The sequence below is a fragment of the Arthrobacter sp. SlRoot2-15 genome, assembly GCF_059739345.1.
Genome location: NZ_AP046058.1, coordinates 1821146 through 1844188 on the forward strand (window position 1 = coordinate 1821146; position 23043 = coordinate 1844188).

Below are 23043 nucleotides of genomic sequence, written 5' to 3' on the forward strand. Positions count from 1 at the left end.
TTGACGCCGGTGGTTAGTGCTGGATCAGCGGGCTCAGGTCCGCGGCCCGCGCCGCCGCGCCTGCCATTCCGAGGGATTCAAGCCAGTTGCCCAGCATGAGGTAGCCGCCCTCGGTCAGCACCGATTCCGGGTGGAACTGCACTCCACACAACGGGGCCGTGCGGTGCTGCAGTCCCATCACGACTCCGGTTCCCGTCTCGGCGGTGATCTCCAGGACTTCAGGGATGCTTTCTCGCACGGCCGCGAGCGAGTGGTAGCGCGTCGCGGTGAAAGGCGACGGGAGGCCGGTGAACACGCTCGTGCCGTGATGCTCCACAAGCGAGGTCTTGCCGTGCATGAGTTCGGGGGCGTGGGTCACGCGGCCGCCGTAGGCCTCGGCCAACGCCTGGTGCCCAAGGCAAACACCCAGCATCGGTTTATTGTGGCTGCCGCACCACTTGATCAGCTCGATGCACACCCCGGCCTCGGCCGGCGCTCCGGGCCCGGGCGAGATCAGCACACCGTCGCGCGCTTCGGCCATCTCAATCGCCTCGGCCAGCGTCACGTCGTCGTTGCGGACCACCGTGGTCTCCGCGCCGAGCTCCTGCAGGTAGCCGACCAGGGTGTAGACAAAGCTGTCGTAGTTGTCCACGACCAGGATCTTCATTGTGCTCATGGGTGCCTTGCTGTGCCAATCGTCGAGACAGTGAACGGGCTGGATTGCGCCATCCGGAGGAACAGGAACAAGACCATCAATACCAGTTCCCCGGCCGGCAAGACCAGCGCCGACGCAACCCGAAGCCGCGGCCGGTGCGGCAGCGGCGGCGTGGTTCCCGGCACGACGCGGGTGCAGCCTGAACTACAGCTAGAATTGGCTGCGATTAGGATTCCAAACCTGACCAAAAGCGTGATGGCTGCCGGTTATTCCTCCCTGCAGGATATCAAGCAGAGCCATCCGCTTTTCGTCCAGCCCGCCAAGGAGGACCCGTGCCAGAGTCGAAGCCGCGTAAGAGGACTGCCCGCGTGGCGCAGCAGACTTCTGCGACGCAGGTCTACAAGCCGAACCCCGTGTGGTTCAAGCCGGTCATGTTCGGCCTGATGATCATCGGCCTGCTGTGGATCATCACGTACTACATCAGCGAAGGCGCCTTCCCGGTCAAAGACTGGGCCTCGTGGAACATCGTGGCCGGCTTCGGCATCGCCATCGTGGGCTTCCTGATGACGACGCGCTGGCGCTCCTGACGCATTCCACCCCTTCGCAGCGGGCCGGCACACCGGGTGTGCCGGCCCGCTGCGTTAAGCCCGCCGCACGTCTGGGCATGCCACGGGCGATAATGCTGGAAGGCAACATTTCCCAGCAAAGGATTACGCATGACCCCGGACATTACCGGCTGCATCATCGGCGAAGACGGCTTGGCCCGGCCGGCCTGGGCGGCCGCCGACCCCCTGCTGCGCGACTACTACGACAGCGAGTGGGGTCTTCCGGTGCGGGACGAGCAGGGGCTGTACGAACGGATCAGTCTGGAGGCCTTCCAGGCGGGACTGTCCTGGGCAACGATCCTGCGCAAACGGCCGGCCTTCCGCGCCGCCTTCGCGGAGTTCCATCCGGAGACTGTGGCGGCGTTCACCGAGGACGACGTCGAGCGGCTGTTGCTGGACGCCGGAATTGTGCGAAACCGGCTCAAGATCCGGGCCGCGATCACCAATGCCCGCGCCACCCTCGAACTCAGGGACGACGGCGGACTGGTTGACTTTGTCTGGTCTTACCGGCCGGACTCCACCCCCGAGCCCACGGCCATGGACCAGATCCCGACCAGCTCACCGGAATCCGCCGCTTTGTCCAAGGCACTGCGAAAGAGGGGCTTTGTGTTTGTGGGGCCCACCACCATGTACGCCCTGATGGAGGCCATCGGGATGGTCGACACCCACCTGCTGGGCAGCCACCGCAGAGGAACCTCGGGCGTCTGGGACAGTTAGGCAGCTGCCCGGCGAACAGACTGTGGGTCCACAGCTGTGCACAAGACGCCGTAAGTTATCCACAAGGTGTGTGTGAACTTGTCCGGGCGGGGGCGGCCAAGAGGCGCCCAGCGGCGTCGTTCCGCTTCGAGACCGGCACTGTGATGCCAGCCTTCCGCCGAATGACAGCTCTGTAAGTTATTAACAATGTGGATTGCCTGTGGATAACGGCGTCCGGTGCCCCGGTAGCTGTGGGGTCCGCAGCATCCGGGCCTCGGCGGAGGACTCAGCCACCGAGTTCCGCGGCCAGGGGGCCGCTTGATATTGGCAATGACCTCTGGCGCCGAGTTATCCACACTAGGACGGAGTTGTTCCCACAACTTATCCACAGCTGGGGACAACTTGGCGCACTGCCGTCCGCCCTGGATCCTGAGAGGCCTGCAACGTCGCGGTTTCTCCCGGAGTAGTTAGAGCATCAAGTTATTAACACTGTGAAAAACGCTGTGCATAACTTCGTTGAAATCAGATAAAAGGGCCGCCGAGCGTGGATGCCATGCCCATTCCGTGGCTGCGGGACGGCATGCGCGGGCCCGTCCGGGGCGGCCCGGAGGTATAGCGCGCCCGTGGGCCCTCCCTGGGGTGGCGAAGGACGCACCGGGCAGCCGTTGGACCTCCCTGGGGTGGCGAGGGGCCTACAGGCGTTCCCGGGAGTTCCCTCGATCCCCGCGGCCCCGAGGCACCACGTCCACAGCCCGCAAAGTTGTCCACTTAAGCACAGCACCCAACGCGAAAGTTATCCACAGATGTGGAGAGCTTCACGGCGTCGTTCCGTAAATTTGCCAGCTGTGGCCCTCAGATCCGGCATTCCGACCTGAACTACAGACGTGTAAGTTACCAACAATGTGGATAAACCCTGTGGAAAAGCGTCGGCAGAACGCAGAACCGAGGGCGCACCGGATTCGGAAGGGCGCTACGGTTTCGGACCAGCGCACCCCGGGCCCGGGCCGCGCCAGTCCGAAACCGTCGCGGAAACCGGCGGCAGGGGGTGGGGAGCGGCCAAAGGGGCGGGGTGCGGTGGAGGCCGGCTTTGGGCGCGGCCGGCGTCTAGGCCGGAAGGGCGTTGGCGGCGACGCGCAGGGCGGTGGCCGCAATGAGCAGGCACACCACTAGGGCCAGTCCGGCGGCCTGCAGCAGTCCCCGGCGGGGGCCGCGCGGAGTGTAGGCGAGCACGGCGGCACACAGGGCCCCGGTGACCAGGCCGCCCAGGTGGGCCTGCCAGGCGATCTGCGGGACCACAAAGCCAATGACGCCGTTGATGGCGATGAGCACCCAAAGCTGCCTGGTGTCACCGCCGCGGTGACGCTGGACCACCAGCATGGCGCCGAAAAGACCGAAGATGGCACCGGAAGCGCCCACGACGCCGGCCAGGGGCTGGCCCGGAACGTAGCCCGGTGTCAGCAGCAGATAGCCGACGGAGCCGCCCACGGCGGAGAGCAAATACAGGGCCAGGAAGCGGATGCGCCCGAGGAGGGGTTCCAGCGCCTGCCCGAACATCCACAGCATGTACATGTTCAGCACGATGTGGAGGATGAAGCCCTGGGAATGGAGGAAGGCCGACGTCAGCATGCGCCAGGGCTCGAACACTCCATATTCCGGGGTGGCGTACACGGTGGCGAATGCGAAGTTTTGGTAAATCCCGTCATTCGGAACCACCCACTGCAGCACGTATAGCAACGCACAGGCAGCGATGATCCCCAGCGTGACCAGGGGCCTCCCTAAGGCGGCGGCGCCGCCGTAGACCGAGCGCGGTGCCGGCGTCGTGCGCTTTGTTTCGTTGACACAGTCAACGCATTGGAATCCGACGGCGGCCGCCCGCTGGCAATCGGGGCACGCGGGGCGCCCGCACCGCTGGCACCGCACATAGGCGGGGCGGTCCGGGTGCCGGGGGCATACCGGGATCTCCGCGGACGGCTCTGCCGCCGGAATTCCGTAGCTCATGGCCTGGGGCTAGAGCTTTTCTACGTCAATGCTGTTGATAACAACGTCCTCGACCGGGCGGTCGCCCATGCCGGTGCGGACACCCTCGATGGCGTCGACGACCTTCTTGGATTCCTCGTCCGCCACCTCGCCGAAGATGCTGTGCTTGCCCTGCAGCCAGCCGGTGGGGATGGTGGTGATGAAGAACTGGGATCCGTTGGTGCCGCGGCCCATCTGGATGCCGGCATTGGCCATGGCCAGCTTGTAGGGCTCGTTGAAGGTGAGCTCCGGGTGGATTTCGTCGTCGAACTTGTAGCCCGGTCCGCCGATGCCGCGGCCCAGCGGGTCGCCGGCCTGGATCATGAAGTCCTTGATGATGCGGTGGAAGATGGTGCCGTTGTAGAGCGGCGTGCCGGTCTTGTCCTCGCCGGATTCCGGGTGGGTCCAGGCCTTTTCACCGGTCGCCAGGCCGACGAAGTTGTCGACGGTCTTCGGCGCGTGGTTGCCGAAGAGGTTCACGACGATGTCGCCGAGGCTCGTGTGGATAGTGGCTTTTGCGGTTGCGTTGGCAGTCATAGGCCCTATTCTTCCACGGCAGGTCCCCACGTACAGGGCCGCGCAGTCAGTTCCGCGCTGGGTGAAATCGGGGCCAAATCGGGCCGAATAATGGCCGGTGGGGTCCCGGACACGTAGGCTAACAGCAGAACCGTCACATTAATCGGGAGGTAGTTGTGAAGAAAACGGATCGTATTGCCCGTGAGCTGGAGCAGTCAGTCAGCACCGCAGTAGAGAACGCCAAGGACTGGGCAGCCCCCCGGGTTGAAGCAGCAGTCGACTGGGCCGTCCCCCGTCTGCAGCAGGGCCTGGACACCGCTTCTCCCAAGATCCAGAAGGGCCTGAAGTCGGCCGCCCACAACCTGGCCGGCGGCGTTGCGACGGTAACCCCCCGGATCCAGGACGGCCTGGCCCAGCTGGCGCCCAAGATCCACGACGCTGTCGACAGCGCCACCCCGCGGCTGCACGAGGCCCTGGACAAGGCCACCCCGGTAATCGCCAACGCCCGCGACCGCGTCGTCGTCGAGTACCTTCCCAAGCTCTCGGACCAGATTGGCCACGCCTCCGACGCCGTGCACCGCACCCTTGAAGGCGCACCGGCGCACGTAGACGCCGTGGCACAGCGGCTGGTCGACTCCGGTGTTGTCCACAACATCCAGGAGCAGGCGCAGACCGCCGGGCAGCAGCTCAAGGCCGCCGCAGCCGAAGCCAGCCGTGTTGTCACGGGCGAGGTCGCCAAGCAGCAGAAACCGAAGCACCGCGGTTTCCTCATCTTCGGCGTCATCGCTGCGGCCGTGGCCGCCGGCGTCGCCGCCTGGAAGGCCTCCAAGCCGATCGAGGACCCGTGGAAGACCCCGGCCCCCGTCACGCCCACCACGCCCGCGCCGGTCCCGGCCACCACGGTCACCGACGTGAAGGACACTGCAAAGGACACGGCCGACGACGCGGCTGCGGCAACCGTCGCGGCCGCCGACAAGGCTGCCGAGGCCTCAGCTGAAGCCGCCGACGAGGTGGCTGCCAAGTCCGACGACACCTCCACGAAGGTTGCCACCGACGCCAAGACCGCGGTACGGAACATTGCCTCGAGCCTGAACGGCGAAAACAAGGCGAAGTAGCCGGCCGCCGCACGGCACCAAGCATCAGGGAGGGATTCCGCCACCGGCGGGATCCCTCCCTTTGGTTTGCCCGCATTCGCCGCTGCCCTCCCCGGGCCCGCCCTACCCACGGCTTCCCTTCCCGCGGTGCGGGCCCCGCCGACAGCCGCCGGCTGCGGTGCAGGTGCTAAATTTGGGGGGATGTCACCCGAAAAATCCTCTGCGGACACCCTGCACGATGCGTTGCTGCCTCCGGCCGTCTCCATCGTCATTCCTGCATACAACGAGGAAAGTGTTATTCGGCAGTGCCTGATTGCCGCCGTCTACCAGTCCGTCCCCGCCCACGAGATCATCGTGGTGGACAACATGTCCAAGGACCGCACCGCGGAGATCGTCCGGCAGATGCAGTTGGAATACCCGGAGAGCCCGATCATCCTGCTCAGCCAGGACAAGGACCAAGGCCTGATTCCAACGCGCAACTTCGGCCTTGACCACGCCACCGGCGACATCCTGGGCAGGATCGACGCCGACTCCGTGCTGGAGCCGGACTGGGTGGAACAGGTCCAGAAGGCCTTCACGGACCCGGCGGTCCATGCGGCCACCGGTCCCGTCGTCTATTACGACATGCCGATGCGTCGTTTTGGCCTTAAGGCCGATGACAAGATGCGCCAGCTCATGCTCAAGCTGGCCAAGCATCAGTATCACTTCCTCTTTGGCTCCAACATGGCCCTGCGCCGTTCAGCCTGGGAGACGATCCGGTTGGAGACCTGCCGGGACGAGAAGGACGAGATGCACGAGGACATCGACCTCTCGCTGCACCTCGCGGACCACGAGCTCCGAATCCAGTACTGGCCGCAGATGGTGTCCGGCATGTCGGCACGCCGGCTCGAGGACTCACCGCGCGACTACCGCTACTACGTCACGCGGTTCGACCGCACGTACAAGGCGCACAACGTCAAGAAGATGGCGCTGAAGGCACCGATGGTCGTCTTCTTTTCGGTCTACTTCCCGGCCAAGCTGCTGCGCGCCATCCACACCGTCAACACCGCCCAGCCGGCCCGGCGCGGCGGCCAGTAGGCCCCGACGGCGCCCGCCGCCGTCGTCGTCAGTCCGTTCCCAGCTCCGCGAGGCGGGCGGCGCTGCGCCGCACCGCACGGGAGCGGCGCTGTCCCATCACGACGACGGCGAGACCCACCAGGATCATCCCCAGCCCGGCGTACGTGCCCGCGGGGAGGGTCTCGCCCAGGAACGCCGCCGCCAGCAGTGCCGCGCCCGGGATCTCCAGCAGAATGATCATCGACACCAGCAGCGGACTCATCGTGGCGAGCAGGTGGTTGAACGCCGTGTGGCCCACGAGCTGGGCGCAGACCGTGATGGCAAGGATTCCCAGCCAGCCCGACGCTTCGAAGCCGACCAGCGGCTGCCCGGCAGCGAGGGCCATCACGGCGACGACGGCCGCGCACATGCCGTAACAGAGCGTGGTGTAGACGCCGGTGCCCATGGTCTTGCGGGCCTTGCCCCCGGCCAGCGTATAGATGCCTGCCAGCACTCCGCCGGCGACCGCGAGGAGATCCCCGGCCAGGGCTTCCGGTGAGCTGCCCATGTCGAAGCCGGTAATAGCCACCACTCCGCCGAAGGCGAGTCCGAGGCCGGCCAGGACCTGCCAGCGGTGCCGGACGCCGCGGAAGAGCTGGAACACGGCAATCCAGCCCGATTGCAGGCAGACCAGGGCGGTGGCGGCGGCCACTGAAGTCAGCTGGAGGGAGGTGATGAAGCAGGCGAAGTGCAAGGCCAGCGCGACCGCTGCGGCGAGGGACCAGCGGAACTCGCTGCCCGTGACCCGGCCGAACTGGCGGGGCTGCCGCACCAGCACGGGCCCGGCCATAACCGCCGCTCCGATCGCGTTGCGCCAAAAGGCGATCGCGAGGGCGCTGACGGAGGTGGCGCCCAGGGTGGCGGCAATCAGGGGTCCGGACGAGGCGACGCCCAGCACCCCCAGCGCGGCGAGGAAGAAGTTCACGCTTCAACAGTAGTGGGCAGGCGGCCCTGTCACCGTCCTGGGGGTCCCGTGACGCGGGCATCCTGCCGGGTACAACGCAAAAGGTCCCGGCCAGCGTTTCCGCTGACCGGGACCTTTTCCTATGGTGGAGGCACGGGGACTCGAACCCCGAACCCCCTGCTTGCAAAGCAGGTGCGCTACCAATTGCGCCATGCCCCCATAAGAAGCAACCCGTCAATCATACCCCAGCGCCGGAGAGCTGTTTCCAGCTTCCCTGCCGGGATCCGGGCTAATCAACCGTGTCGGTCGACTGGCTCCAGACTGCCTTCCGGGCCTCGGATTCCTGCACTTTCCTGTAGAGCAGGACGCCTGCGATCGTGGCTGCAACTACCAGCAACTTCTTCACATGCACCCCGTTCCGGTCCGGTTTCACGTGGACCTTTACAGGAACCAGTACAGGTTCCGTGGGCGTACCAGGACTTGAACCTGGGACCTCTTCGTTATCAGCGAAGCGCTCTAACCGCCTGAGCTATACGCCCCGATGCCTCATCGGGCCGAGATATGACTTTACAGCACATCCCGGCCCGATCTCAAATCGAGGCATTCCCCCAGGGATTCCCGGGGAAAAGTAGAGGATTTAGTCGTCCGTGAGGGTGACGCCGATGCCGCCCACGAGGGTGGCCGCGATGTTGTAGAGCACTGCCGACAGCATCGACAGGGCGGTCAGCAGGACCACATTGATCACCGCGATAATCACGGCGAAGGAGGCCACCTGACCGAGGGAGGCGACCTTCTTCAGCTCGAAGCCGCCGCTCTCGGAGCCGGCCAGGGTTCCGAGCAGGCCGTCGACCTGGTCGAAGATGCCGGTCAGGTCCAGAACGGTCCAGAGCACGATCGCGGCAACGACAGTGACGATGCCGAGGGCAACGGACAGGAGGAAGGCCATCTTGAGCACGGACCAGGGGTCCACCTTGCTGACCAGCAGGCGTGCGCGGCGTACCTTGGCCTTCGGGGCCGGCTTCACGAGGCCCGGCTGGCCGGGCCGCTGGCCAGCGGCTTCTGGGCGCTGTCCCGGCACTGCCGGGCGCTGGCCGGGCGCGGCGGGGCGCTGGCCGGGTGCGGCGGGGCGCTGGCCGGATCCGACGACGCCCGGGCGCTGCTGCGGACGCGACGGCGCGTTCACCCGCGGGGCGGCAGCCGGCGGCCGCATTCCGCCGGGACCGCTGCTCGACTTGGGATATGAGTCGGAATTACTCACGCGTTACCTCCGGTGTTGTCTTCGTCCAGCTCGGCATGGCCTGATGACTCATCTGACTCCGGGGCCGGTACTGATTCTGTCTCTGCGGACCCCTCGCGTGATCCGGTTTCTCCAGCCAACGTTACGTCATCCTGCTCCGTAGCCGGAGGTTCAGCGCCGCTTTCGAGGTCAGTTTCCTCGGTCTCGAGGCCGCGCTCACTGTTCCGGGCCACCGCGATGATGCGGTCGTTCTTGTCCGGCTTGGCGAAGATCACGCCCATGGTGTCCCGGCCCTTGGCCGGAACGCCGGCCACCGAGGACCGGACCACCTTGCCGCCTTCCATGACCACCAGGACCTCGTCCTCTTCCTGGACGATCAGGGCGCCAACGAGGTGGCCGCGTTCTTCCTGGTACTTGCCGACCTTGATGCCGAGTCCGCCGCGGCCCTGGAGACGGTACTCCTCCACCGCGGTCCGCTTGGCGAAGCCGCCTTCGGTGACAATGAAGACGAAGGAGCCGTCCTGCACGACGTCGGCCGCCAGCAGTTCGTCATCCTCGCGGAACTTCATGCCGGTCACACCCGACGTTGCCCGGCCCATCGGGCGCAGGGCCTCGTCCGTCGCCGTGAACCGGATCGACTGGCCCTTGCGGGACACCAGCATCAGGTCATCGGTCTCGGACACCAGTTGGGCGGAGACAAGCTCGTCGCCGTCGCGCAGGTTGATGGCGATCACGCCGGCTGACCGGTTGGTGTCGTAGTCCTCTAGGCGCGTCTTCTTCACCAGGCCGCGCTTGGTGGCGAGCACCAGGTACGGGGCGTGCTGGTAGTCGCGGAGGTCCAGCACCTGGGCGATGTGCTCGTCCGGCTGGAACGCCATCAGGTTGGCCACGTGCTGGCCCTTGGCGTCGCGGCCGGCTTCCACGAGCTCGTACGCCTTGGCGCGGTAGACCCGGCCCAGGTTGGTGAAGAACAGCAGCCAGTGGTGCGTGGTGGTGACGAAGAAGTGCTCGACGACGTCGTCGCCGCGCAGCTGGGCGCCCTTGATGCCCTTGCCGCCGCGCTGCTGCGAGCGGTAGTTGTCGCTGCGGGTGCGCTTGACGTAACCGCCGCGGGTAATGGTGACGACCATTTCCTCTTCGGGGATCAGGTCCTCGATCGACATGTCGCCATCGAAGCCCAGCAGGACCTTGGTGCGGCGGTCGTCGCCGTGCTTGGCCACGATCTCGGCGAGTTCGGTGCTGATGATCTCGCGCTGCCGCTCTTCGGAGGCCAGGATCGCGTTGTACTCGGCGATCAGCGCCTCGAGTTCGGCATGGCGGTCCTGGATCTTCTGGCGTTCCAGGGCGGCGAGGCGGCGCAGCTGCATGTCCAGGATGGCCTTGGCCTGGAGGTCATCGATATCCAGCAGCTGCATCAGGCCCTCGCGGGCGGCGTCGGTGGTGCTCGAGGCCCGGATCAGGGCGATGACCTCATCGAGGGCGTCGAGGGCCTTGAGCAGGGCGCGCAGGATGTGCGCCTCTTCCTCGGCCTTGCGGAGTCGGTAGCGGGTTCGGCGCGCAATGACGTCCATCTGGTGCGTCACCCAGTGCCGGATGAACGCATCGAGGCTCAGCGTGCGCGGCACACCGTCCACGATGGCCAGCATGTTTGCGGCGAAGTTGTCCTGCAGCTGGGTGTGCTTGTAGAGGTTGTTCAGCACCACCTTGGCGACAGCGTCGCGCTTGAGCACAATAACGAGGCGCTGGCCGGTGCGGCCGGACGTCTCATCGCGGAGGTCGGCGATGCCAGAGATCTTGCCGTCCTTGACGAGTTCGGCAATCTTGATCGCCAGGTTGTCCGGGTTGGCCTGGTACGGCAGTTCGGTGACCACCAGGCAGGTGCGGCCCTGGAGTTCCTCGACGTTGACGACGGCGCGCATGGTGATGGAGCCGCGGCCGGTACGGTAGGCATCCTCAATGCCCTTGTGGCCCAGGATCGTGGCGCCGGTCGGGAAGTCGGGTCCCTTGATGCGCTGGATCAGCTCTTCGAGCAGTTCTTCGCGGCTGGCGGTCGGGTTGGCCAGGTACCACTGCACACCGTCGGCGACCTCGCGGAGGTTGTGCGGCGGGATGTTGGTGGCCATACCGACGGCGATGCCTGAGGAGCCGTTGACCAGCAGGTTCGGGAACCGCGCCGGCAGGATGGTGGGTTCCTGGTTCTTGCCATCGTAGTTGTCCTGGAAGTCGACGGTTTCCTCGTCGATGTCGCGGACCATTTCCATGGCCAGCGGCGCCATCTTGGTTTCGGTGTACCGCGGTGCGGCGGCGCCGTCGTTGCCGGGCGAGCCGAAGTTGCCCTGGCCCAGGGCCAGCGGGTAGCGCATGGTCCAGTCCTGGATCAGACGGACCAGGGCGTCGTAGATCGCGGTGTCGCCGTGCGGGTGGTACTGGCCCATGACTTCGCCGACGACGCGGGCGCACTTGTTGAAGGAGCGCTCGGGCCGGTATCCGCCGTCGAACATCGCATAGAGCACGCGGCGGTGCACCGGCTTGAGGCCGTCCCGGACGTCGGGTAGGGCGCGGCCCACGATCACGGCCATGGCGTAATCGAGGTAGGAGCGCTGCATTTCGGTCTGCAGGTCGACCTGCTCGACGCGGTCCGTCAGCACATCGGTGTCAAGAACGTTGCCTTCGAGTACGGGCTCCGCACCGGATGCGGCGGGGACTTCGGGTGTTTCGTCACTCATCGTCTATGTTTTCCGTTTCAGGTATATATCGGTTCAGGAATATTCAGGGCCGAGGCGCTAGATATCCAGGAACCGAACGTCCTTGGCGTTCTGCTGAATGAAGTTTCGTCGCGATTCAACGTCCTCGCCCATCAGGGTGGAGAAGGTCTGGTCGGCGGCCAGGGCGTCGTCCATGGTGACCTGAAGCAGGGTGCGGTGTTCCGGGTCCATGGTGGTGTCCCACAGCTCCGTGTAATCCATTTCGCCGAGGCCCTTGTAGCGCTGGATGCCGTTGTCCTTGGGGATACGGCGCCCGGCGGCCTGGCCGGAGACCAGCTTCGCGTCGCGTTCCCGGTCGCTGTAGACGTAATCGTGCGGCGCGTTCGACCACTTGATCCGGTACAGCGGGGGCTGGGCGAGGTAGACGTAGCCGTTCTCGATCAGCGGGCGCATATAGCGGAACAGCAGGGTCATCAGCAGCGTGGTGATGTGCTGGCCGTCAACGTCGGCATCGGCCATCAGGACGATCTTGTGGTACCGCAGCTTGGCTAGGTCGAAGTCCTCCCCGATGCCGGTGCCGAAGGCGGTGATCATGGACTGCACTTCGGCGTTGCCGAGCGCCTTGTCCAGCCGGGCGCGCTCGACGTTCAGGATCTTGCCGCGCAGCGGCAGGATGGCCTGGGTTTCGGGGTTGCGTCCGCGCTTGGCCGAACCGCCGGCCGAGTCACCCTCCACGATGTAGACCTCGCACTTCTGCGGATCCTTGGAGGAGCAGTCGGAGAGCTTGCCGGGCATGCCGAAGGATTCCAGCGGGCTTTTGCGGCGCGCGTTGTCGCGGGCCTTCCGGGCGGCCATCCGGGCCTGGGCAGCGGAGATGGCTTTGCGGATGACGTCGCGGGCCGGGCCCGGGTTGCGTTCCAGCCAGTCGCCGAGACCGTCGGTGACCACACGCTGGACGAAGCCCTTGACCTCGGAGTTGCCGAGTTTGGTCTTGGTCTGGCCCTCGAACTGCGGCTCGGAGAGTTTCACCGAGATGACCGCGGTCAGGCCTTCGCGGATGTCGTCACCGGTGAGGTTGTCGTCCTTTTCCTTGATGATGCTCTTCTCCCGCGCATAGCGGTTGATGAGTGAGGTCATCGCGGCGCGGAAACCCTCTTCGTGGGTGCCGCCCTCGTGGGTGTTAATGGTGTTGGCGTAGGTGTGGACGCTCTCGGAGTACGCGTTGGTCCACTGCATCGCCATTTCCAGGGCAATGTGCCGTTCCGTGTCCTCGGTCTCGAAGGCAATGACGTCCTCGTGGACGACGTCGACCTTCTTGCCCGAGTTCAGGTGCTTCACGTAGTCCAGCAGGCCGTCGTCGTACTGGTAGACCACCGTGTGGAACTCGGCGGGGACTTCGCCCTCCGTTTCGACGACGTCAAGATCCAGGTCACCGTCGTCGGACGGTTCCGCGGCGGCGTGGCGCTCGTCGGTCAGCGTGATGCGCAGGCCCTTGTTCAGGAAGGCCATCTGCTGGAAGCGGGCCCGCAGCGTTTCGAAATCGAATTCCGTGGACTCGAAGATGGTGGGATCCGGGTAGAACGTCTGGGTGGTCCCGGTCTCGGAGGTCTCCTCGCCCTTGACCAGGCTGCCCTGCGGCTTGCCGCCGTCGGCGAAGGACATCCGCCAGACGTGGCCCTGCCGGCGGACCTCGGTGTCAACGCGGCTGGAGAGGGCGTTGACCACGGAAATGCCAACGCCGTGCAGGCCGCCGGAGACCGCGTACCCGCCGCCGCCGAACTTTCCGCCGGCGTGCAGGATGGTCATCACGACTTCAACGGTCGGCTTGTGCTCGGTGGGGTGCATGTCCACGGGGATGCCGCGGCCGTTGTCGACCACCCGGACGCCGCCGTCGGCGGTCAGGACGATCTCGATGTGTGTGCAGTAGCCGGCCAGCGCCTCGTCAACCGAGTTGTCCACGACTTCGTAGACGAGGTGGTGCAGGCCGCGCGGTCCGGTGGAACCGATGTACATGCCCGGGCGTTTCCGGACGGCTTCCAGGCCCTCGAGCACCGTGATGTCGCTGGCACCGTATTCGCGCGGCGTGGCCGCCTCCGCGGGCAAGTCCGCCGCGGCGCCTCCCGCTGCTGGGTCCGCTGCCGGGAAATCTGTATTGTCGTTAGCCACAGGCGCTTTCGACTCCTCTATGTTCGTTGAAGGCCGGCCGTCGCCGTCTCCGGAGAGGAACGGCTACCGCCAACAGGCACGTCACTGATGGCGCCGGCAGCATCGCCTGCAAGGACCCGCCTCCGCACACAAAAAGTGCGTCGGAAACGGACTCAGTCGACGTTTCACCGGCGCCCAGTTATCTACCACGATTCTATCGTGTTATAGGGCGGAATCCCGCATTCCAGGGGCTCAAACGGCAGGCAAAGTGCCGCTGGGAGGCCGTTGGCTCCACCTGCAAGGCTCCAGAGGTGCTCCCGCTGGGTTCCTATACGCATCCGGGGCGTTGAAGCGCCCTACACGGCGTTTGCGGATTTTTCAATAGTTTTGGAAGAAGTGCTTCATACCCCGCGGCAAACAGCAGCGGGCCGCTACCCGTAGGTGTCGCGCGGGCCGCGCCCGTTGACCGTCCGGGCACCCTTGCGCCAGCTCGGCGCCGCGGGACCGAGCACCTGGATGCTGGTCACGACGCCGTCGCCGAGTTCCACGCGGAATTTCTCCAGCAGGCTCAGGCTCAGCAGGCGCAACTGGGTGGCCCAGGCCGTCGAATCGCAGCGGACATGCAGGGTTGTGTCGGTGAAACTCTCCGGCGTGCAATGCGCGGAAATTTCCGGGCCGACGAGGGCCGGCCACTGGGCCATCACGGATCCGACCGCCACGGGTGAACTCCAGCCGCGTTCGGCCACCAGCCTGCCCACCACTTTGCCGAGCCCCAGCGGATCCCGTCCGGTGCCGTGGAACTGGCCAAAACCGCGGGTCCCGGCACTGCGCGCCGGCTTCTGCGTACTTCCCGGCCGCGGCGGTGCCTTCCGCCGGATTTCCCCGCGGGCCGCCGCGGCATCGCGCATCCGGTTCAGCGCAGCCTGCGCTGCGTCGATGTCGTCAGGGTCCCGGCCCGGCTGCAGGCCGCCGTCGGTATCCTTATTCATCGCTTGTCCGGCTCATCGATTCCTCCCGGAATGACCTTCACCCGCCGACCGGCCAGCTCGGCCGGGATGTCGTCCTCGACGGCGGCCGTCACCAGGACCTGCTCCGCGCCGGAGACTATTGCGGCCAGTTTACGCCGCCGCTGGACGTCGAGCTCGGCAAAAACATCGTCCAGGATCAGGATCGGGGCCGACCCGCCCGTGCGTGCATCGTCGAGCATCACGTAGTACGAGGCGAGGCGCAGCGCCAGGCACATGGACCAGGTTTCCCCGTGCGAGGCGTACCCCTTGGCCGGGGCCTGACCCAGGACCAGGTCCAGTTCGTCGCGGTGCGGGCCCACCAGGGAAATGCCGCGTTCGAGTTCCTTGCGGCGGGAGGCCGCGAAAGCCCGGACATACCGTTCCGTGAGTTCCTCGACGCCCAGCGGGCGGAGGTCTTCGAGACCGTCCGCCGGGGCGGCCCCCGGAACGGCGCCGGAGGATTCGCCGTCGTCGTCAAGCGCCCCCTGCAGGTTGGAGCGGTACACGGCTCCGGCCGTCTTGGACCCGTCGGTGAGCTGGGCGTAGGCGTTGTTGAGGTGGGGCTGCAGCCGTTCCACCAGTTCGAGCCGCGCGTGCAGGAGCTCTGCGCCGGCCCTGGCCATGTGCTGGTCCCAGACATCAAGGGTTGCCTCATGGCCGGCGGTGAATTTTCCGGCGCGGCCGGATTTCAACAGGGCATTGCGTTGCTTCAGCACACGGTCGTAGTCGCTGCGGGTGGCTGCGTGCCGCGGAACAAGGCTGACCAGCAACTCATCGAGGAAACGGCGCCGGTTGGACGGATCGCCCTTGACCAGGGCGAGGTCTTCGGGGGCAAAGAGCACGGTCTGGCAGATTCCGAGGATGTCCCGTGCGCGCACCGGGTTGCTGCGGTTGATCCGGGCCCGGTTGGCGCGGCCGGCGTTGATCTCCAGTTCCAGCACCGTGGACTGCTCACCGCGGACCAGCTTGGCCCGGATCATCGCCCGCTCGGTGCCGAAGCGCAGCAACGGGGCATCGGTACTCACACGGTGGGAGCTGAGGGTGGCGAGGTACCCGATCGCTTCCATCAGGTTGGTCTTGCCGATGCCGTTGGACCCGACGAGCACGGTGACCCCCGGTTCCAGGCTGAGGTCCACTTGGGCGTAACTGCGGAAATCCGTCAGCGAAAGTTGTTCTAGGTACACGCCGGTGTCAGGACTCCAGGGATTACTTGGCCGGCCGGGTGGCGTGGCCGCCGAACTGGTGGCGCAGGGCGGACACCATCTTCATGGCCGGCGAGCTGTCTTCCCGGGAGGAAAAGCGCGCGAACAACGCCGCCGTGATGGCCGGGGCCGGCACCGCGTTGGCGATCGCTTCCTCCACAGTCCAGCGTCCCTCGCCGGAATCCTCCACGTAGTCGTCGATCGATTCCAGCCCAGGATCCTCATCGAGGGCCTTGACCATCAGGTCCAGCAGCCAGGACCGGACGACGGTGCCCTTCTGCCAGGCCCGGAAAGTGCCCGGCAGATCCGTGACGATGTCCTTTGCCGCGAGGAGTTCGTAGCCTTCCGCGTACGCCTGCATCAGTCCGTATTCGATGCCGTTGTGCACCATCTTGGCGTAGTGGCCGGCGCCAACGCCGCCCACGTGGACGAAGCTGTCGGCCCGATCACCTTCCGGACGGAGCGCATCGAAGACCGGAAGGGTCCGCTCGATGTCGGCAGCGTCGCCGCCGGCCATCAGTCCGTAGCCGTTCTGGAGGCCCCAGACGCCGCCGGACACACCGCAGTCGGCGAAGTGGATGCCCAGTTCGGCCAGCGAGGCGGCGTGCTTCTGGTCTTCGGTGAAGCGGGAGTTTCCGCCGTCGACCACGAGGTCGCCGGCGTCGAGTTTGCTGCCGAGTTCCGTGATCACGGCGTCGGTGATCTCGCCTGCCGGGACCATAACCCAGATCAGCCGGGGCGCAGGCACGGCGGCGATCAGCTCGTCCACACTGGCGACGTCGGTGACATCCGCGTTGCGGTCGTAACCGGTGACTTCGATTCCACCCTTGCGCAGCCGCTCGCGCATGTTGAAACCCATTTTTCCAAGGCCGATCAGTCCGATATGCACGGGGTGAACTCTTTTCTGCGCTGGGATTTCGGGTGGGCCCACGCCGCCAAGGTTCCCTGCCTAGCTTGAGAGGCGAGGGTGGCGGTGGGGACTAGTTGGGCAGGCGGACCGGCATAACCAGGTAACGGTAGTCGCCCTGGTCTTCGCCGTCGGCGTCCTGCTGGGCGGTGATCATCGCTGGCTTCGGGGCCGTGGTGAACGAGAACCGGACGAATTTGGTCTCGATGACACTCAGACCCTCGATGAGGTAGTGCGGGTTGAAGGCAACGGTGATGTCCTCGCCGGTCAGCTGCGCTTCAAGCTCTTCCGAGGCCTGGGCATCTTCGCCGGTTCCAGCGTCGAGGTGCAGCTGGCCCTGCGTGAACGCGAGGCGCACCGGGGTGTTCCGTTCGGCCACGAGGGAGACACGGCGAACGGCCTCGACCAGTTCCTGGGTCTGCACAGTGGCGTGGATCGGGGTGGAATCGGGGAACAGCGAGCGGATCTTCGGGTAGTCGCCGTCAACCAGGAGCGACGTCGTGGTGCGGCCGCCGCTCTCGAAACCGATCAGCCGGCTGTCGTCGTCGGCAAGGGCGAGGTTGATGTCGCCGCTCCCACCGAGGGTCTTGGCAACTTCGTTCAGGGTCTTCGCCTTGACCAGGGCGCTGGTGGAGATGCCGGGGGTGGCGGGCTTCCACGGAACTTCGCGCATGGCCAGACGGTAGCGGTCCGTGGCGAGCAGCGTGATGAGATCGTCCTCGATTTCCATCCGGACGCCGGTGAGGATGGGCAGCGTGTCATCCTTGCTGGCCGCGATGATCACCTGCGATACGGCCTGGGCGAAGGAATCACCCGGCACCGTTCCGCTGATCGGGGGCAGCGCGGGCAACGGCGGGTATTCGGCTTCCGGCATGGTGGCCAGGTGGAAGCTGCTTCGGCGGCAGCTCAACGTGACTTTGTTGCCGTCGGTCTCAATTTCGACCGGTGCCGATGGCAGGCTGCGGCAAATGTCGGCCAGGAGACGACCGGAAACCAGGATGGTGCCTTCGGTGCTGATGTCGGCGGGGATTTCCAGGCGCGCCGAGGTCTCGTAGTCAAAGCTCGAGAGGCTCACGGTGCCGGCTTCCGCCTTGAGGAGCAGGCCCGAAAGCACGGGTACGGGCGGCCGCGGAGACAACGACCGGGCGGCCCAGGTCACGGCTTCGGCCAGGACGTCCCGCTCGACTCTGAACTTCACGGAAGGGTGCCGCCTTTCATTGCTGCTGACATCGCTACGAATCATCACTAAAAATCACACTGCCATGGCGGTTCCGGACGTCGTGCCGGATCCGCCAAAAAGGTAAGTGCATGCATCCCGGGCCCGGCTCACCCGACCCCGGTTCCTGGGATCGAATGCCAAGAGCGTGTCCGGGACGGACGCACTGCAGACAGCTTAGCCCCAAGAACCGAGTTCTCCCATCCCCGGGTTACACCAGTGTGGTTCACGACCTGGTTCAGCACGGCCCCTGGGCCGGCCGGTGGAGGGTCGAGAAGAAACTGTTGTTTGAGGGAATTTCATTTTCTTGGGATTAGTAGTGTTAATAACTGCTGTGGAAACTGTGGATAACTCGATCTCGCGGTGCGGTTCCGCGGTTAAGCCCTGTTCATGGACTGTGGGTGGAGCAGGTTTTAAACAGGGTGTGGATGGGGACAACATTTTGGGCCGTTTCGCCGATCCACAGGCGCCTTAAGGGTTTTAAGCCCATTAACCGCGGTTGTCCCCTTAACTATCCACAGGGTTGTCCACAGTGCACTGTTAATAAGGTAAGAATGCGCGATGCGGGAGGTCAGGAATTGCGCTGCTGCTGCTTGATCCGGTTGGTCAGCTCGGTGACCTGGTTGTAGATCACACGGCGCTCCGCCATCAGCTCGCGGATCTTCCGGTCGGCGTGGATCACCGTGGTGTGGTCCCGGCCGCCGAGTTCCTGGCCGATCTTGGGCAGGGACATGTCGGTGAGTTCCCGGCACAGGTACATGGCGATCTGCCGCGCGGTCACCAGCGTCCGCGTCCGGGACTTGCTGCAGAGCTCCTCCATGCTGAGCTTGAAGTAGTCGGCAGTCTGGGTGAGGATCTGCGCTGAAGTGATCTCCTGGGCGCCGTCGTCGGTGATTAGGTCCTTGAGCACCATCTCGGCCAGGGCCACATCCACGGGCTGCCGGTTAAGGCTGGCGAAGGCCGTGACACGGATCAGCGCACCCTCAAGCTCGCGGATGTTGCTGGAGATCTTCGAAGCGATGTATTCCAGGGCGTCGTCGGGCGCTGAAAGACCCTCGCTCAGCGCCTTCTTACGGAGGATCGCGATGCGGGTTTCCAGTTCCGGCGGCTGGATATCGGTCAGCAGGCCCCACTCGAAGCGGGACTTCATGCGGTCCTCGAAGCCGGCCAGCAGCTTGGGCGGCTGGTCGGAGGTGATGACCACCTGCTTGTTGTTGTTGTGCAGGGCATTGAAGGTGTGGAAGAACTCCTCCAGCGTCCGGTCCTTGCCGGCGAGGAACTGGATGTCATCGATCAGCAGTACGTCGACGTTGCGGTACGTCGTCTTGAAGCTCGTACCCTCGTCGTCGCGGATGGAGTTGATGAAGTCGTTGGTGAATTCCTCGGAGTTCACGTAGCGGACCCGGATCCCGCTGTAGAGCCGGCGGGCGTAGTGGCCGATCGCGTGCAGCAGGTGGGTCTTGCCCAAGCCGGAGTCGCCGTAGATGAACAGCGGGTTGTAGGCCTTGGCCGGTGCCTCGGCTACGGCGACGGCGGCCGCGTGCGCAAAGCGGTTGGAGGAACCGATCACGAAGGTGTCGAAAACGTACTTCGGGTTGAGCCGGCCGAATTCATGGGAGGTGCTCGGCAGCATCGGCTGCGGCTTCAGTTCCACCAGGGGGTCGGCCACCAGGGAAAGCTCGTCCGTGGGCTCGGGTTCGATGTGGAGCGGCACCAGATCGGTGTCGACGTCGATCGCGCAGCGGATCTCGTCGGAAAAGACATCGCGCAGGGCATCGTCGAGGGCTTCCTTGACCTGGGTCTGCAGGACCTCACGGGTGAGTTCATTGGGGACGGCCACCAGCAGGGTGGACCCGATCAGGCCCTGGGCCTGGGCGAGGATCACGAAGCCACGCTGCCGGGGGGTGACCCGGTGGTCGTTCTCCAGGAGGCTGACCACCCGCCGCCAGGAACTTCCGACGGTATTGGCGTGGTTGGCTTCGTCTACCGTCATCAATCAGTTCCTCAAACCTTGCTTGCCTGCGTTACCTGCAGCCACAGGACCCGGACCAGACTGCTGGCCCCGGGGTTAATCCACAGGGTTGTGCACAGTCCGTGGATAATCGGCTACTGGGACACTCTAGGGGATGAAAAGCCTAGAAGATAGCTGGGGTTAGCCCTGTGGATAATCACATGGGTGTAGTTCGAAATCGGGGCGCGTGACGCACTTCATCCACAGGCTGGCGGGCAGGTTAACCACAGCTGGGGACAGGCAGCGGCGCAGCTCCCGGTTTGACTCGGGAGGCGTTTTTCCCCTAACGTTGTGAAGTCCTTTGTGTCCGCTTTTCGCCTCATTTGAATCTCTCCCCGACGCCTGCGTCTTGCGAGTCGAGGGTGGCGGCACATACAAAACTTAGCGTCGGCCAGTTCTTCCCCTTTTTTGATCGGGTGGGCGCACCTTTGATCCACTGGAGTAACTAACGTGAGCAAGCGGACTTTTCAGCCGAATAACCGCCGTCGAGCCAAGAAGCACGGCTTCCGCCTTCGTATGCGTACCCGTGCCGGCCGTGCCATCCTGGCAGCCCGTCGTGGCAAGGGCCGCACCGAGCTGTCGGCCTAAATAACTGACTCGTCGGTCACCATCCCTATGCGAGTTGAACGGTGTTAGCCACCCGGAACCGTCTGAGGACCCCTACCGATTTTTCAACAACTGTACGTTCCGGCGTCCGCAATGGACGCCGGAACTTAGTGTTATATACGGCAGCTCTCGCTGCCGATGAACCAAGCCGGATCGGTTTCATCGTTTCCAAGAGTGTAGGGAACGCTGTTGTCAGGAACCTCGTTAAGAGGAGACTAAGAGAAGCCGGCGCCTTGTCGCTGCAGAAGTATCCCAGCGGGTTCGCTATCGTGGTCCGGGCCTTGCCCGCCTCGGCGGCCGCCGGCTGGGAGAACCTGCTGGGCGACTATGACGCCGCTTTGGAGACAACCATGAAACGGTTGGGCAGCCGCCTTCCACAGGCCGCTTCTACAGTTTCTTACGAGACAACACAGGAAGGGACCCCGCGTGCGTAACTCAACTGCCGCCGTCGTCCCCGTCCCTGGATCCCGTCTCAAAGCCGCGGCAGCATGGCTCGGCCGGGCCGTTTGGAATCTGCCCCGCAACATCCTGATCCTGCTGCTGATGGCCTACCGCAAGGTGGTCTCGCCGCTCTACGGCCAGGTGTGCCGCTTTTTCCCCAGCTGCTCGGCGTATGCGCTCGAGGCAGTCACGGTGCACGGCGCCGTAAAGGGCAGCTGGCTTGCGGCCCGGCGCCTCTCACGCTGCCACCCATGGAATTCCGGCGGTGTGGACCACGTCCCCGCCGGGCACCGGGAGTGGCCCGAGGGCCACACCCCCAGAATTGTTGTGCTCAACAACCCGGACAAGTATCTGGCTGTTGAGCCTGATGGAGAAGGCCGCTCGGCGGCCTGACGAATAGGGATATCGTATGGACTTCTTTGAAACAATCATGTTTCCGTTCAAGTGGCTGGTTTCCATCATCATGGTGGGCTTTCACGACGGACTGAGCGCCATCGGCCTCCCGGCCGCCAACGGCTGGACCTGGACGCTGTCCATCATCGGGCTGGTGCTGGTCATCCGTGCCGCCCTGATTCCCGTGTTCGTCAAGCAGATCAAGGCCCAGCGCGGCATGCAGCTGCTGCAGCCGGACCTGAAGAAACTGCAGGACAAGTACAAGGGCAAGACCGACCAGCTTTCCCGCCAGGCCATGGCGCAGGAACAGATGGCCATGTACAAGAAGCACGGCACCAACCCGTTCTCGGCCTGCCTGCCCATGCTGATCCAGATGCCGTTCTTCTTCGCCCTTTTCCAGGTGCTTTCGGGGATCAGCAACGCCAAGACCACCGGCAAGGGCATCGGCGCCCTGAGCCACGACCAGGTGGTGCAGTTTGACGAGTCCAGCATCTTCGGCGCCCCGCTGTCGGCCTCCCTGCTGCACGGCGGTGCCGGCGGAAACGACGTGGCTGTCTGGGTCCTCTCGATCGTGATGATCCTGGCCATGACGGCCTCGCAGTTCATCACCCAGAAGCAGATCATGGCGAAGAACATGTCCGAAGAGGCCATGGCTAGCCCGTTCATGCGCCAGCAGAAGATGATGCTGTACATCCTGCCGCTCGTCTTCGGCGTCGGCGGTATCAACTTCCCCATCGGTGTCCTGATCTACTGGACCACCACGAACCTCTGGACCATGGGCCAGCAGTTCTTCGTCATCCGCCGCATGCCGACGCCGGGGTCCCCCGCCGCCAAGGCCTTGGCCGAGCGCCGTGCCGCCAAGGGCCTGCCGTCCCTGCCCCTGATGGGTGCCAAGAAGGCCGACGCCGAGGCCGAAGCGGAAGCCGCCGCCGCCGTCGCCGCCAAGAGCCAGCGGGTACAGCCGCAGCGCAAGAACAGGAAGAGGAAGTAATGTCCGCCGAGAGCACCGAACACGCCATTTCCGCCGAAGCGGCTTCCCAGCCCGAACTCCGGGACGACGTCCTGGCCGACGGCACTACGGCGCAGGACGACGCCGACGACGCCGGCCGCGGCACCGGTAAAGGCTCCTCGGCGAGCCGTCTCGAAGAAGAGGGCGACGTCGCCGCGGACTACCTCGAAGAGCTGCTCGACATCGCCGACATCGACGGCGACATCGACATCGAGGTCCGCAACGGCCGCACCTACATCTCGATCGTCGCCGAGGAGGAAGGTTCCGGCCTCGAGAATCTGGTGGGCCGCGACGGCGAGGTGCTCGAAGCCCTCCAGGAACTGACGCGCCTCGCGGTGCTGTCGGCCACGGAGAACCGCTCGCGCCTTGTGCTGGACATCAACGGCTACCGCGCGGACCGCGCCGGCGACCTGCAGCAGATCGCTGAAGACGCCATCGCCTCGGTCAAGGACACGGGTAAGGCCGTCGCGCTGGCCCCGATGAGCGCTTACGAACGAAAGATCGTGCACGACGCCGTAGCCGATCTTGGATTTGTCAGCGAGTCCGAAGGCGAAGGTGCCGACCGGCACATCGTTGTCTCCGCAGACTGAATCCGCGGACTAGC

22 protein-coding genes and 2 tRNA genes are annotated in these 23043 nt (G+C 65.1%); 9 read left to right on the forward strand and 15 right to left on the reverse strand.

Going from position 1 to position 23043, the window contains the following annotated elements; all coding sequences use genetic code 11:
* Positions 1-13 precede the first annotated feature (13 nt).
* Positions 14-655, reverse strand: coding sequence for an aminodeoxychorismate/anthranilate synthase component II (locus AC6I9V_RS08305; protein ID WP_497899048.1), 642 nt, complete (start codon positions 653-655; stop codon positions 14-16).
* A gap of 311 nt (positions 656-966) precedes the next feature.
* Here AC6I9V_RS08305 and AC6I9V_RS08310 point away from each other — a divergent pair, with 311 nt between their 5' ends.
* Positions 967-1221, forward strand: a complete 255-nt coding sequence (locus AC6I9V_RS08310) for a cell division protein CrgA (RefSeq protein WP_497899049.1) — start codon at positions 967-969, stop codon at positions 1219-1221.
* Positions 1222-1350: 129 nt separating this feature from the next.
* Complete coding sequence (locus tag AC6I9V_RS08315; RefSeq protein WP_497899050.1) at positions 1351-1956, forward strand: DNA-3-methyladenine glycosylase I; 606 nt, start codon at positions 1351-1353, stop codon at positions 1954-1956.
* Positions 1957-3039: 1083 nt separating this feature from the next.
* Here the strand turns inward: AC6I9V_RS08315 and AC6I9V_RS08320 are convergent.
* Both AC6I9V_RS08320 and AC6I9V_RS08325 read right to left on the reverse strand, forming a co-directional pair.
* Positions 3040-3933 carry a rhomboid family intramembrane serine protease gene (locus tag AC6I9V_RS08320; protein ID WP_497899051.1) on the reverse strand — a complete coding sequence of 298 codons (894 nt, stop codon included), beginning with the start codon at positions 3931-3933 and terminating at the stop codon, positions 3040-3042.
* 9 nt (positions 3934-3942) lie between these two features.
* Complete coding sequence (locus AC6I9V_RS08325) at positions 3943-4488, reverse strand: peptidylprolyl isomerase (protein WP_146336206.1); 546 nt, start codon at positions 4486-4488, stop codon at positions 3943-3945.
* 155 nt (positions 4489-4643) lie between these two features.
* On the opposite strand from AC6I9V_RS08325, the gene AC6I9V_RS08330 reads away from it, so the two are divergent.
* The gene (locus AC6I9V_RS08330) at positions 4644-5582 is read left to right on the forward strand and encodes a hypothetical protein (RefSeq protein WP_497899052.1); all 939 of its coding nucleotides are present in this window, start codon (positions 4644-4646) and stop codon (positions 5580-5582) included.
* Between the two features lie 180 nt (positions 5583-5762).
* Positions 5763-6638 (forward strand): glycosyltransferase family 2 protein, encoded by an 876-nt coding sequence (locus AC6I9V_RS08335; RefSeq protein ID WP_349412664.1) that lies wholly within the window; start codon positions 5763-5765, stop codon positions 6636-6638.
* Between the two features lie 28 nt (positions 6639-6666).
* Here the strand turns inward: AC6I9V_RS08335 and AC6I9V_RS08340 are convergent, their stop codons facing one another.
* The 12 genes from AC6I9V_RS08340 to dnaA all read right to left on the reverse strand — a co-directional run bounded on the left by AC6I9V_RS08340 (position 6667) and on the right by dnaA (position 19972).
* Positions 6667-7581, reverse strand: coding sequence for a DMT family transporter (locus AC6I9V_RS08340; RefSeq protein ID WP_497899053.1), 915 nt, complete (start codon positions 7579-7581; stop codon positions 6667-6669).
* Positions 7582-7703: 122 nt separating this feature from the next.
* Positions 7704-7779, reverse strand: a tRNA-Ala gene (locus tag AC6I9V_RS08345).
* Between the two features lie 70 nt (positions 7780-7849).
* Positions 7850-7993: a DLW-39 family protein gene (locus AC6I9V_RS08350; protein ID WP_497899054.1), complete on the reverse strand. Its 144-nt coding sequence runs from the start codon at positions 7991-7993 to the stop codon at positions 7850-7852.
* Between the two features lie 32 nt (positions 7994-8025).
* Positions 8026-8099: transfer RNA gene (locus AC6I9V_RS08355), tRNA-Ile, on the reverse strand.
* A 98-nt stretch (positions 8100-8197) separates the two neighbouring features.
* Entirely contained in the window at positions 8198-8818 is a 621-nt protein-coding gene (locus AC6I9V_RS08360; RefSeq protein WP_349412666.1) for a DUF3566 domain-containing protein, read from the reverse strand.
* Positions 8815-11523, reverse strand: a complete 2709-nt coding sequence (gene gyrA, locus AC6I9V_RS08365) for a DNA gyrase subunit A (protein WP_497899055.1) — start codon at positions 11521-11523, stop codon at positions 8815-8817. Before gyrA ends, AC6I9V_RS08360 begins: the two co-directional genes overlap by 4 nt.
* A 57-nt stretch (positions 11524-11580) precedes the next feature.
* Positions 11581-13668, reverse strand: a complete 2088-nt coding sequence (gene gyrB, locus AC6I9V_RS08370; protein ID WP_349412669.1) for a DNA topoisomerase (ATP-hydrolyzing) subunit B — start codon at positions 13666-13668, stop codon at positions 11581-11583.
* Between the two features lie 410 nt (positions 13669-14078).
* A complete protein-coding gene (locus tag AC6I9V_RS08375) occupies positions 14079-14636 on the reverse strand; it encodes a DciA family protein (protein ID WP_349412670.1) in 558 nt (185 codons plus the stop codon).
* Positions 14633-15838, reverse strand: coding sequence for a DNA replication/repair protein RecF (gene recF, locus AC6I9V_RS08380; protein WP_497899056.1), 1206 nt, complete (start codon positions 15836-15838; stop codon positions 14633-14635). The genes AC6I9V_RS08375 and recF overlap by 4 nt, the downstream gene beginning before the upstream one ends.
* Positions 15839-15860: 22 nt before the next feature.
* Positions 15861-16745: a phosphogluconate dehydrogenase (NAD(+)-dependent, decarboxylating) gene (gnd, locus tag AC6I9V_RS08385; RefSeq protein WP_497899057.1), complete on the reverse strand. Its 885-nt coding sequence runs from the start codon at positions 16743-16745 to the stop codon at positions 15861-15863.
* Positions 16746-16836: 91 nt separating this feature from the next.
* The gene (gene dnaN / locus AC6I9V_RS08390; protein WP_349412673.1) at positions 16837-17961 is read right to left on the reverse strand and encodes a DNA polymerase III subunit beta; all 1125 of its coding nucleotides are present in this window, start codon (positions 17959-17961) and stop codon (positions 16837-16839) included.
* A gap of 589 nt (positions 17962-18550) precedes the next feature.
* The gene (dnaA, locus tag AC6I9V_RS08395) at positions 18551-19972 is read right to left on the reverse strand and encodes a chromosomal replication initiator protein DnaA (RefSeq protein ID WP_146336216.1); all 1422 of its coding nucleotides are present in this window, start codon (positions 19970-19972) and stop codon (positions 18551-18553) included.
* A gap of 468 nt (positions 19973-20440) precedes the next feature.
* On the opposite strand from dnaA, the gene rpmH reads away from it, so the two are divergent.
* Genes rpmH through AC6I9V_RS08420 form a run of 5 tightly spaced genes read left to right on the forward strand, consistent with a single transcriptional unit; the run spans position 20441 to position 23029 of the window.
* Entirely contained in the window at positions 20441-20578 is a 138-nt protein-coding gene (gene rpmH, locus AC6I9V_RS08400; RefSeq protein ID WP_003800212.1) for a 50S ribosomal protein L34, read from the forward strand.
* A 41-nt stretch (positions 20579-20619) separates the two neighbouring features.
* Positions 20620-21030 (forward strand): ribonuclease P protein component, encoded by a 411-nt coding sequence (gene rnpA, locus AC6I9V_RS08405; RefSeq protein ID WP_497899058.1) that lies wholly within the window; start codon positions 20620-20622, stop codon positions 21028-21030.
* Complete coding sequence (yidD, locus tag AC6I9V_RS08410) at positions 21023-21430, forward strand: membrane protein insertion efficiency factor YidD (protein WP_349412675.1); 408 nt, start codon at positions 21023-21025, stop codon at positions 21428-21430. The genes rnpA and yidD overlap by 8 nt, the downstream gene beginning before the upstream one ends.
* A gap of 16 nt (positions 21431-21446) precedes the next feature.
* Complete coding sequence (gene yidC / locus AC6I9V_RS08415) at positions 21447-22421, forward strand: membrane protein insertase YidC (RefSeq protein WP_497899059.1); 975 nt, start codon at positions 21447-21449, stop codon at positions 22419-22421.
* Positions 22421-23029, forward strand: a complete 609-nt coding sequence (locus AC6I9V_RS08420) for a Jag family protein (protein ID WP_497899060.1) — start codon at positions 22421-22423, stop codon at positions 23027-23029. The genes yidC and AC6I9V_RS08420 overlap by 1 nt, the downstream gene beginning before the upstream one ends.
* Positions 23030-23043: the final 14 nt, after the last annotated feature.

What these genes read in the sequence shown, in the direction of transcription:
- AC6I9V_RS08325 (WP_146336206.1), bottom strand. Translation starts at nt 4,488, where the DNA reads ATGACTGCCAACGCAACCGCAAAAGCCACTATCCACACGAGCCTCGGC.
- AC6I9V_RS08375 (WP_349412670.1), bottom strand. Translation starts at nt 14,636, where the DNA reads ATGAATAAGGATACCGACGGCGGCCTGCAGCCGGGCCGGGACCCTGAC.
- dnaA (WP_146336216.1), bottom strand. Translation starts at nt 19,972, where the DNA reads ATGACGGTAGACGAAGCCAACCACGCCAATACCGTCGGAAGTTCCTGG.
- gyrA (WP_497899055.1), bottom strand. Translation starts at nt 11,523, where the DNA reads ATGAGTGACGAAACACCCGAAGTCCCCGCCGCATCCGGTGCGGAGCCC.
- yidC (WP_497899059.1), top strand. Translation starts at nt 21,447, where the DNA reads ATGGACTTCTTTGAAACAATCATGTTTCCGTTCAAGTGGCTGGTTTCC.
- AC6I9V_RS08335 (WP_349412664.1), top strand. Translation starts at nt 5,763, where the DNA reads ATGTCACCCGAAAAATCCTCTGCGGACACCCTGCACGATGCGTTGCTG.
- AC6I9V_RS08320 (WP_497899051.1), bottom strand. Translation starts at nt 3,933, where the DNA reads ATGAGCTACGGAATTCCGGCGGCAGAGCCGTCCGCGGAGATCCCGGTA.
- AC6I9V_RS08315 (WP_497899050.1), top strand. Translation starts at nt 1,351, where the DNA reads ATGACCCCGGACATTACCGGCTGCATCATCGGCGAAGACGGCTTGGCC.
- AC6I9V_RS08420 (WP_497899060.1), top strand. Translation starts at nt 22,421, where the DNA reads ATGTCCGCCGAGAGCACCGAACACGCCATTTCCGCCGAAGCGGCTTCC.
- AC6I9V_RS08305 (WP_497899048.1), bottom strand. Translation starts at nt 655, where the DNA reads ATGAGCACAATGAAGATCCTGGTCGTGGACAACTACGACAGCTTTGTC.